Source organism: Ectobacillus sp., assembly GCF_056992975.1.
This window is the reverse complement of the sequence record NZ_JBXKMX010000159.1, coordinates 1-10,490: the sequence shown is the minus strand read 5'-3', so window position 1 is coordinate 10,490 and position 10,490 is coordinate 1. Positions and strand designations below refer to the sequence as shown.

Here is a 10,490-nt window from a genome sequence, read left to right as displayed (position 1 = left end):
AATACTTGCACTGCTACTATTCCTGTCACTTCGTGTGCAGTAAAGGTGGGAAATCCTAATAATGCGGGAACAAATAATAAGATTGGATAGTTAATAATTGCTCCGCCAATTCCGAGCATACCAGATAAAAAGGAGCCTATACATCCAAGTGCAAAAATGGTGAGGATAAAGCCAATACTCATGTTTCATTCCCCCTTGTTAACTTAAGGAACTTCCTTTTTGGTTATCCAAATGGATTAACGGCTTTTCACAATAAGTTCGAGTGCATTTTTGACTACTTCACTTGAATCATTTTCTTTGCTGTTATATACGCACTGTTCAACGTTTGCTGCTACAATCATTCCAATAGCCCGATCAATTGCCACGCGAATCATAGAAAGTTCCTGTACAACATCTGGACATCCTTTATTCTGTTCCATCATCGCAATAACGTCTAGAACTTTCTGATCCATTTTCTTTATATCTAACTGAATTTCTTTTTGATAATCCATAGAGATTCCTCCTTACGACATACGAACGAGTAAACCGTATACAGAATCACTGATTTTATAAAGATTACTTGCATAACCAAATGATGTTAATAGATTCTGCAACTTCGTTGATGGAATTCTCTCCTCTAATGCTGGTCCGCTCTCGCTTACAACAGCTTCCCACTCAACGATAAGCAGTTGTCCACCTTTTTTCGCGATTCGTGACACCTCGCGCAAAAGTGCTCCTATATCCGGTAATTCATGTGCAACGAATGCAAGTAGCACTTTATCAGCAACTTCTTCTGGTAGCTGTGTGTTTGTCACATCACTTGTGATATACGTTAGATTCGAAATATGTTGCTCACGTGCTCGGTCCTGAAGAAGGGAAAGCATATGAGATTCAATATCAACTGCATATACCATTTCTTCTGTGATTTTAGCAATAGGAAGCGTAAAGTATCCGTTTCCTGCACCAAGTTCCACAACATGATCTCCCTTTTGAATGTTCATAATTTCAATGACATTCTCAGGCAAGACAGCTTTCCTCCGTTTTGGGTTTAATAATTTATTTGCATGCTCTGGATTAAAACGATGACCAGTCATAATTCTATCTTCCTTTCTTTCATGAATATGATACATCATCATGTATGGAAATAATTACAATAGCAATAAAAAGAAACAATAATAATATACCCTAATGGGTATATTATTATTGTAAATCACCCTACAATAAATTGCAATATGTTTCAACTCTCTGCTTCTTATTGCACAAAAAACAAGTCATCGCTTATTAAGGTGACTTGTCTGCATCATTATTAAAAAATCATATTTACTTGTCAGGAAAAAGCTGTCCCATTTTCACACATCGATAGCCGCGTCGCTGTACTTCCTGTATTACTTCTTCTAGAGCTTTCAACATAAATTCTGGTGCATTTGATTCTGCTCCCCACGTTTCCCCGCTATCATGGAGTACGATGACAGCACCTTCATGCAGAGAATGTAGCAGTTTTTCTTTAATTCTTACACTCCCACCCTTTGTGCGCCAATCTCCTACGATTATCGACCATATAACCATACGAAAGCTTTTTTGTAAAAAAAAGTCAAGTCCAGTTATAAGTCCCCAAGGAGGGCGATAAAATACAGGACGTACACTCGTGATCTGCTCCACATAAGATGCAGTTCTCTCCAAATGTTTTTTCAACGTCCAAGGACCTAACAGCAAGTTCGAGACATGAACATAATTATGTAATCCTATTTCATGACCTTCTTCATGCATTCGCTTCAGTATTTCCGGATAACGCTCCGCCTGCTCTCCTACCACAAAAAAAGTTGCTTTCACTCCATATTTTTTTAACAAGCTAAGCAAAAGAGGTGTATAGATAGGATTAGGTCCATCATCAAATGTAAAGGCAATTTCTCGTCTCTTCTTACTTTTTAAAATAACACCGAAGCCAAATCGCGCTGCTATATTTGGAAGTATTGCATAGAATAGAATTAATATAATCAAAGCAGTAAACAAAATAACCCACATTTCATTCATCTCCGTTATAAAAAGTAAGACAATTTTATCCTACCTAAAAGATTTGTACGGTTATACAATCGTTGGAATAAGGCCTTTTTCTTGCTGACTCAATTGTAATATCGCATGAAGAGCGTCAAGAGCAGATGGCTTCCACTTGTACGCTTCTACGTTTTTCTTTACTGCTAAATAGGCTAAAGAATTACTGCTAAGTTCGGAGAGCAGTAATTGCAAATCTTCCAGCGTTTCTACTTGCATAGCAACGCCAGCCTTTTTTAAAAATGTAGCATTATCCTGTTCCTGTCCAGGAAGGGCATGATACAGAACCATCGGTAATCCCGCAGCCATCGCCTCGGAAATGGTAACACCGCCTGGTTTGGTCACAATAAGGTCGGAAACAGCCATGAATTCATGTACATAATCAATATATCCAGTAACGATACTACGATGCTTACAGTCTTTTAATTCATCTTCTGCAATTTGTCTAAGTTTATCATTATGTCCGCATACAACTAAAATTTGGAGCTTTTGTTCTAATGTAGTCAGCATTTGAAAGAATGACACTGCATCTCCCATAAGACCGTAGCCGCCTCCCATAACAAGAATAGTAGGAATGGATCGGTCTAATCCATACTTTTCAAACAAGCTAGCATGAGAGTAATCGCAACAAAACTCTTGTCTTACAGGAATGCCTGTATCAGCTATTTTACCTTTTTCTATGCCTCGTTTTTGAAGGGCTTCCCGTACCTCTTTTGATCCTACAATATACAAATCTGTATTTGGATGAATCCAATAACCATGGTCGGTGTAATCAGTAATAATTGTTACCAAGGGAACATTACTAAGACCATACTCCTTTAGTTTTGAGATGAGATAAGCTGTATAGGGAAATGTATTCACTACAACTGTTGGCTGAATTTCTTCTAATAATTTCTTCATACGTTGTAACTCTTCCGATAAAAAATGTAATTTCAGTGTAGGAGAATTACTTAGACGCGTTTTCCGAAACAAATATCCGTAAAAACTTGGAAAGGTCGTTATTCCTTTCATATACATGTAATGACCTATTGGAAATAATAACGGGTGTTCAAGAGATATAAAATCTAACTGTATTGTTTCAATCCCCTCATAAAGCCTGGCTACCTGAGAAATAGCATGAGCAGCTTGTTGATGACCTTCCCCAAAAGTGCTAGAAAAAATAAGCATTTTCTCTTTTCCTACCATAGTTGTCACCTACTCATTTTTTAATTTTTCGGTTTTCTCTCTATTTTTCACCTTAAAAAATACGACATAATAACTTGCTCCTATGACAGCCATATAAGCTGCATATGCTACAATAGCTCCCCATTGATGCTCGATAAAAATGGAACCTGCATAATTTACAAGTAGAATATTTGGAATTTTCCCTAAAGAGGATGCAACAAAAAATGTGTAAATACCAACATCACTAAGTGCCCATGTCATATTTACGACAGTGGCAGGGATAACCGGAATCATTCTACTTAAGTAAACAGCAAGAAAGGGCTTCTTAAGCATGATTGTTTCATATTTTTTAATCGTTTCATATTTCATTATATAGGTCTTTGTTACATTGCGAAATCCATATCGTACTAACAAGAAAAAAACGGTGGTTCCTAACATTCCCCCCGCTAAAGAAATAAGGGTACCTTGCCAAACGCCAAATACCGCGCCAATGATTCCACCTAAAATAGGAAAGGGTATAATGGGGAAAAATGCCCCCATTGCAACCATTAGCATACTAATACATACAGAAAACATACCGCCTTCTTTAATTACATCCACTAATTGGGCACGATTTACATACCCAATTATAAGGATTATAACTACGAAAAAGATACTAAATATTCTCTTCCTCATGAAATACTCCTTAGACGAATGGCTATACCATCACGTTACCCATTACGACTCGATACATGATAATATTTCGAAAGAAATGGAAAAACAATGACCATTTTTCCGAACATACGAAAGATAAACTGTGCGAGTGGCTCTACCTTTTTTGCATTTGCAATAACGATGAAGCTTGTCATAAAGGAAAGAGCTGCTCCTCCTATCACATCAAATGGGTAATGGACACCTATATAGATTCTTGTTATTCCAATAAGGATTGCCCAACTAAGTACAATGCGTTTCAAAGAATCACTTCGAAGCAACAATGTAAAGGCAATCGCAAACACGAGTACAGAATGATCACTTACGAATGAAGAGTCTGGGCCGTGCGGAACCAATTGATGAACATGATACGTAACAAAAGGACGTGGATGATAGTATACGCTATGTATAATCGCGTTTATAGCCAATCCCATCAATGTTGAAAGAACCGCGTAAATGGCAGTGTACTGCTTAAAAACAGCTACTCTTTCTTCCTTTCCATTTCGAAACCAAAGAGCCAGTAAAATAAAAATGGCAATATAGGCTGTACTATCTGTTAAAAACACCATCGTTTTATCTAAAAGAGCTGAATGCCCTGCTAAATTGTTAATTTGTTGAAATATTTCATTATTCATGGACTCTCACCTTCTGCTTCTTCCTAGTTGTATGATTATGCACGAGATTGTCTATTTTTTTGAATTTTTACAAACAGGTACGCAATTACCCCTATAATAGCCGCAAACATAATAGGCTGTACGTACGGCTTTGCAATTTGATTCACTTGTTGCCAATTTGAGGCTAATTTTTCTCCAAGATAAATAAATAAAATGGACCATGGAATGATGGCAAGAGTCGTATAACTCGTAAACTTTGCAAGAGACATACGTGAAATACCTGCTGGAATACTAATGGCATGCCGAACAACGGGTATGAATCTTACTGTAAATATAACTCCAACCCCGTATTTCTCAAACCAACGTTCTGCCATATCAATTTGTTTTTCACGAATAAATAAAAATTTTCCGTATTTCACTAAAAACGGTCTGCCCCCATACTTACCAATCCAATATAAAAATAACTGGGCAATGACGCCACCAATAACCCCTGCTATTACGGCTCCAACAAAGCTAACTTCTCCTTTTGTAATCAGATAGCCCGCATAAGCCAATACAATTTCACTCGGGATGACCTCTATCATTAATCCAATTGCAATTCCCACATATCCAAAACTCATTAAAGTGAATAAAACGCTTTGTACAAAACTACTCATATCCGTATATTGCCTCCTTATTTTTCTTCATGTTAATGGACGAAGGCAACTTATAAAAAGTTCAGATCAAATAAAAAATATTTTTCCGTGCAAGGAATGCATCATCTTTTTTTCCTTCTATCTACCAACCATTTTATTGAAACACCGAAGGACAGCCAGATTGTTAGTAAAATAACGAATCCTCCAATTAACGGAAGACTCATAAAAGAAAGTAAAATAGCACACCCAACCGTTAATTTTTTCCACCATGGACCATCTTCAAGCCCTTTCACCTTGTTTGCAATTACCCTACTAAGCATACACATTCCTATTAATAGGGAAAGAAGAGATAGGGCGAGTAATACAATGACAATCGGTATACCAATTACACTAACGGTAAGCAGAACACCAAGGGCTACTAGAGCAATGCTAGTAAATGCTCCCGTTACAAGTAATCGTCCCCACTCTGTTAGAAGAGGAGTACTCATTTGCTCCACTCGTTGCTTCATCAGTATCCCTGTAAGTATCGTAAAGATTCCGATACTAAGTACCAACAGAACTCGGATAATCCATATACCAAGAAACAACGCACCTGCAAATAAAAAACTATTTTGCGTAGCATCATTGAATTGGAGCGCGAGCAGATGTTCCCCGATTTTCGCACCTTGTTGTTGCTCAGCTACCCCTCCAATCACAAGAATGGGACCTTTAATAATAGCAGTTTTTTGTATATGTAAATCTCCATTTATGACGATGACTGCCGTATTGACCGTACCTTCCACTGTTACATCATTACCGATAACAAGAATTCCTTCTATTTTCTGATAATCGTGAATGGTCGTTTCCTTAAATTGAATGAGACTTGTATCTGCAGCAAAGGCTTGCTGCTGCATGGAAAGAAAATAGATACACATAACGAAAATTGATAATCGAAGTATTTTCAATTTTCCACCTCCTTAACTGATGGCCTTCGTCCGTAACAATCGATGAATCGACCAACTGGAAAAAATAAAGACAAAAAGGGTTGATATCACGACAATTTCAATCACATTAGGAACAGAAGAAATAATCGTTACAATAGCGCCAACAAGACTCATGCCAACATGTATAAACGCAAATAGAACTTGAAAGATAGCATACAAGATAGAGCTCGTTTGTAGAAAAAGAAATAAGAATAGAGCAGACATAACGATGGAAAGCGAAACATGCATAACTTTCGATTTTCGTTTCAATTGTTGCTTGTAAGAGCCAATGTTCTCCATTACAATCTCTTCGAAATGATCATCTGGCTGAATCAATGAATAGGCCTGCAGAATATCTTGCTTCATCTGCACCAACTCTTTCACCTGATGTTGACATTCCATACATACACTAAGATGTTTCTCTACTTTCATACGTTGATCCGAACTTAATTCATCGTCTACATAATCAGGTAGTAATTCTTCTACCTCATGCATTCTCATCACCTCTAGAAATTTCTTTCCTTACCATCATTCTTGCAGCATTCAATCTAGACTTAACCGTTCCAACAGGAATATGTAGAATACTTGCTATCTCATCATAAGAATATCCCTGTACATCTTTTAAAATAATAACCGTTCTATGTTCAAACGATAATCTTTGCATGGCCTCCTGAATCGTTAAACGTGTTTGTACGTGTTCCATCTCATCACTCTCTATGCTTACGATATCTTCTGAAGAATACGATTTTATTTTATTCATCTTTTTCAAGCGATCATAGCATAAATTCGTTACAATTCTCGTTAACCATGAAACAAATGCATATTCATTTTCTAATTTTGAAAGGGAAAGGTAGGCTTTAAGAAAGGCTTCCTGCGCTATGTCTTCAGCCTCCATCTTATCATTAACCATCGCATAGGCATGCCGAAACACTTCACCTTTATACAATGTGACCAGCTGTGAGAATGCATCTTCTTTTCCTCGTTTTGCGTGCTGTATTAACTCATGCAATTCCTGGTTCACATACTCCAGCCCCTCCTGTCTTCTCTCTTATCTGAAAAGACGTACTTTTATTGAAAAATGTTCATTTCACTCTATATTTTTATAATTTGTATTCATTTCATGGATTATGTTAGGTCTTATACCAGTATAGGAGGGAATATTTCATTTTCCAATAAAAAAATATCCCTATATCCATGCATACATGGGTATAAGGATAGAATACTATTTATTCGACTTTGTTTCATACCAAGGATTAAGATGAATTAAAACTTCCTTTACTTCTGGATGTTCTTTCATAATTGATGTTTTTATTTCTCTACATATATCATGACCTTGCTGGATATTAAGCTCTGCAAGCACGCTAACTCTTGCATCAATTAAAACATAATAGCCTAGTTCCCTTGCTCTAAGACGATCAATTCGTTTCACGTTCGGATTTTCTTCGATAAGTTTACGATAGGATTGTTGTTTTTCAAGTGTCAAACTCCCCTCCATTAACGTATCGATCGATTCTTTTCCCATCTGTACAGCAAGACGAAGTACAAAGATAGAAACGATACCTCCAGCAATCGGATCCCCATAAGCGCCATAAGGAATGGGAATAATATTACTAAGCAATGCAATTCCAATCCCAATTGTAGCTGCAAGTGATGCGTATACATCAGCAAGATGATCATAAGCAGTAGCTAACAATCCTTTGCTATTTACCCTTTTCCCAATTCGGTATGTATATATGTATAAAATTTCTTTCCAAACAAGCGATACAGTTGCAGCAAGTAAAGCAATTATATGTGGCTTAGCGGCAGGCTCAAATAAAGATGAAACCGACTCATAGGCTATAAATACAGCAGCAAGTGCTAATATGATGGCGACAATAGCAGCTGAAATAACTTCTGCTTTCCCGTGACCATAGGGATGATCTTCGTCAGCTGGTTGAATTGCGATCTTCATGGATCCTAGTGAAGCGACAGATGCAGCGACATCAGCTGCACTATGGATACCATCAGCTATGAGAACCTGGCTCCGAAACACAACTCCTACTATTAGTTTTAAAATCGTTAATAAAACATTACTAAAAACACTAATCCATGCGACTAGTAAAGGTGATGTACGTGATTGTATCATACATCAAGACTCCTCTCTATTTTCTTCCCGGGTAAACATGGTACAAATTTTTTATACTTTTATTAGCTTACCAAATATAGGCCATGTGAGTCTATGCAAACAAAGTTGATTATCTATACATAAGTAGCGATATGGTAACATTTTTGACTAAACGAAACTTATTCTTTTGCCTTCGTAAAACATTTTTTGTATACGCTTACTTTCCTGTTTTTTTCTAAAAAGTTTTCTCTAGACCCACATGTATTTCGTTTGATAGGATTGTAAAAAGCGAATTTGCAAGTGGATATGTTTTCCATTATATATAGAAATAGAAACTTGGAGGGAAAGAAATTGGATCAACGCTATAAGAAGCTTCGAATGGGGGAACGCGGTGCCATTCTTAGTATCATCGTATACATTCTATTATCTATTTTAAAATTATTTATAGGTTATACTGCCCATTCAGAGGCATTACAAGCAGATGGTTACAATAATACAACAGATATTATTGCCTCTATCGCCGTATTCATTGGTTTGCGTGTATCGCAAAAGCCGCCAGACCATGATCATCCTTATGGTCATTGGCGCGCCGAAACGGTTGCATCCATGGTCGCTTCCTTCATTATGATGTCCGTAGGCTTACAAGTGCTCTATCAAGCCCTTCTGACACTGCTTAAGGGGGAAACAACCTATCCAGATTGGACATCTGCGTACACAGCTATATTTTGTGCAATCATAATGTTTTTCGTATATCGTTTCAATCATAAACTAGCAGTAAAAATTAAAAGTCATTCGGTAATGGCAGCTGCTAAAGACAATTTATCGGATGCGTGGGTGAGCGTTGGAACGACTATCGGAATCGTTGGATCACAATTTGGCCTACCCTGGCTAGACTCGGTGACAGCTTTTATTGTTGGACTGCTCATTTGTAAAACCGCTTGGGATATTTTTAAAGAAGCTACTCATCAATTGACAGATGGATTTGATGAAGAGGAACTAACAGCCTATAAGAGTACCATTGCACAAGTACCTGGTGTAAAGAAGGTCAAAGCCATAAAAGCCAGAAGCTATGGCAGTAATGCAATTGTAGACGTCATTATATTAGTGGATGCATACATTGATGTACGTATTAGTCATGACATTTCCTCTAACGTAGAACAAATTCTTATCACAAAGCACGATATTTATTTAGCAAACGTACATGTTGAGCCACTAGACTAATCAGACAAAAAGTGGAACCTCTATTACCGTATTTTTATTTAACGGTATATTTTTTTCTTTTCCTCAAATATTAAGTGTAGGAAAAGAGGTGATTGCGATTCGTATCTATCTTTTATCAGCACTCATCATTTGTTTCATGATGACTCCTCTGCATGTTGAAGCCAAAAAAATCAAACGTGACAAAGTAGAAGCACAAGGCGATATTGTGTGGGAAGTACCTACATCTCATAAAGTAATGGCTCTTACATTTGACGATGGGCCTAATCCGGTTTTCACTCCTGAAATATTAGATATTTTAAAACAGTACCATGTACAAGCTACTTTTTTTGTCGTAGGTAATCGTATGCAAGAAAATCCAGCAATTATGAAGCGAATCGTAGCAGAAGGTCACGAAATTGGCAACCATACAATGACACATAGATATTCCAATAAAGCATCCATTGAACAAATGAAACAGGAAATTATAGAGACGGAAAGGTATATCGATAAATGGCAACCAAATGCACCACGGTTTTTTCGCCCTCCAGGGGGGTATATGAGTGAAGAATTACTTACTTTAACAAAAGAAGAAGGGTATAAAACCATACTATGGTCTTGGCATCAAGATACGAGGGACTGGTCATCGCCGGGAGTATATGCAATCGCAAATCATGTTTTAAAGCATGCTAGAAATGGGGATATTGTACTGATGCATGACGGGATTTACAATAAATCTCAAACGATTCGTGCGCTGAAAATTATTCTACCTGCACTCTTACAGCAAGGTTACGACTTTGTAACAGTATCCGAGCTGTTAGCATACAAAAAAGAATGAGAAGCTGGTGAAGGATACTCATTCTTTTTACAAGGCGATTTCTTTATCTACTTTTGAATCAAACAGGATAAACCTCGAAAGGCTTATCCTGTTCCACAATCTATTTCATTCTTCTTCAGCTAAAGCTTGCTTCCTAACAAAAAACATACATACTGTTATGACTGTAAAGGCAACGAAAGCTAGTAGCGGGATCGTAATAAATCCAAACCAATCAACATATTTTCCTGTACAAGGAACACCACTTGAACAGGTTTGAAA

13 protein-coding genes and 1 pseudogene are annotated in these 10,490 nt (G+C 37.2%); 2 read left to right on the top strand and 12 right to left on the bottom strand.

What is annotated here, in order from left to right; translation table 11 throughout:
• The 12 genes and pseudogenes from AC11ZT_RS07590 to AC11ZT_RS07535 all read right to left on the bottom strand — a co-directional run.
• A pseudogene (locus AC11ZT_RS07590) lies at nucleotides 1-182 on the bottom strand (sulfite exporter TauE/SafE family protein); the annotation flags it as partial.
• Between the two features lie 54 nt (nucleotides 183-236).
• Nucleotides 237-491, bottom strand: a complete 255-nt coding sequence (locus tag AC11ZT_RS07585) for a metal-sensing transcriptional repressor (protein WP_484059015.1) — start codon at nucleotides 489-491, stop codon at nucleotides 237-239.
• A gap of 12 nt (nucleotides 492-503) precedes the next feature.
• The gene (locus tag AC11ZT_RS07580) at nucleotides 504-1,073 is read right to left on the bottom strand and encodes a class I SAM-dependent methyltransferase (RefSeq protein ID WP_484059014.1); all 570 of its coding nucleotides are present in this window, start codon (nucleotides 1,071-1,073) and stop codon (nucleotides 504-506) included.
• Nucleotides 1,074-1,299: 226 nt separating this feature from the next.
• The gene (locus AC11ZT_RS07575) at nucleotides 1,300-2,001 is read right to left on the bottom strand and encodes a polysaccharide deacetylase family protein (protein ID WP_484059013.1); all 702 of its coding nucleotides are present in this window, start codon (nucleotides 1,999-2,001) and stop codon (nucleotides 1,300-1,302) included.
• A 60-nt stretch (nucleotides 2,002-2,061) separates the two neighbouring features.
• On the bottom strand, nucleotides 2,062-3,213 hold the full coding sequence (locus tag AC11ZT_RS07570) for an MGDG synthase family glycosyltransferase (protein ID WP_484059012.1): 1,152 nt from the start codon (nucleotides 3,211-3,213) through the stop codon (nucleotides 2,062-2,064).
• Nucleotides 3,214-3,222: 9 nt separating this feature from the next.
• Nucleotides 3,223-3,867, bottom strand: coding sequence for a TVP38/TMEM64 family protein (locus tag AC11ZT_RS07565; RefSeq protein ID WP_484059011.1), 645 nt, complete (start codon nucleotides 3,865-3,867; stop codon nucleotides 3,223-3,225).
• Between the two features lie 35 nt (nucleotides 3,868-3,902).
• The gene (locus tag AC11ZT_RS07560; protein ID WP_484059010.1) at nucleotides 3,903-4,517 is read right to left on the bottom strand and encodes an undecaprenyl-diphosphatase; all 615 of its coding nucleotides are present in this window, start codon (nucleotides 4,515-4,517) and stop codon (nucleotides 3,903-3,905) included.
• Nucleotides 4,518-4,552: 35 nt separating this feature from the next.
• Nucleotides 4,553-5,152 carry an undecaprenyl phosphate transporter UptA gene (gene uptA, locus AC11ZT_RS07555; RefSeq protein ID WP_484059009.1) on the bottom strand — a complete coding sequence of 200 codons (600 nt, stop codon included), beginning with the start codon at nucleotides 5,150-5,152 and terminating at the stop codon, nucleotides 4,553-4,555.
• A 101-nt stretch (nucleotides 5,153-5,253) separates the two neighbouring features.
• The gene (locus AC11ZT_RS07550) at nucleotides 5,254-6,075 is read right to left on the bottom strand and encodes a hypothetical protein (protein WP_484059008.1); all 822 of its coding nucleotides are present in this window, start codon (nucleotides 6,073-6,075) and stop codon (nucleotides 5,254-5,256) included.
• A 12-nt stretch (nucleotides 6,076-6,087) separates the two neighbouring features.
• Nucleotides 6,088-6,588: an anti-sigma factor family protein gene (locus tag AC11ZT_RS07545; RefSeq protein WP_484059007.1), complete on the bottom strand. Its 501-nt coding sequence runs from the start codon at nucleotides 6,586-6,588 to the stop codon at nucleotides 6,088-6,090.
• Nucleotides 6,581-7,114: an RNA polymerase sigma factor gene (locus AC11ZT_RS07540; RefSeq protein ID WP_484059006.1), complete on the bottom strand. Its 534-nt coding sequence runs from the start codon at nucleotides 7,112-7,114 to the stop codon at nucleotides 6,581-6,583. Before AC11ZT_RS07540 ends, AC11ZT_RS07545 begins: the two co-directional genes overlap by 8 nt.
• Before the next feature lie 201 nt (nucleotides 7,115-7,315).
• A complete protein-coding gene (locus tag AC11ZT_RS07535) occupies nucleotides 7,316-8,218 on the bottom strand; it encodes a cation diffusion facilitator family transporter (RefSeq protein ID WP_484059005.1) in 903 nt (300 codons plus the stop codon).
• Nucleotides 8,219-8,575: 357 nt separating this feature from the next.
• Between AC11ZT_RS07535 and AC11ZT_RS07530 the strand changes: the two genes are divergently transcribed.
• Together AC11ZT_RS07530 and AC11ZT_RS07525 are read left to right on the top strand one after the other, a co-directional pair.
• Nucleotides 8,576-9,418: a cation diffusion facilitator family transporter gene (locus tag AC11ZT_RS07530; RefSeq protein WP_484059017.1), complete on the top strand. Its 843-nt coding sequence runs from the start codon at nucleotides 8,576-8,578 to the stop codon at nucleotides 9,416-9,418.
• Between the two features lie 136 nt (nucleotides 9,419-9,554).
• The gene (locus tag AC11ZT_RS07525) at nucleotides 9,555-10,232 is read left to right on the top strand and encodes a polysaccharide deacetylase family protein (protein WP_484059016.1); all 678 of its coding nucleotides are present in this window, start codon (nucleotides 9,555-9,557) and stop codon (nucleotides 10,230-10,232) included.
• The last annotated feature ends 258 nt before the right edge of the window (nucleotides 10,233-10,490 follow it).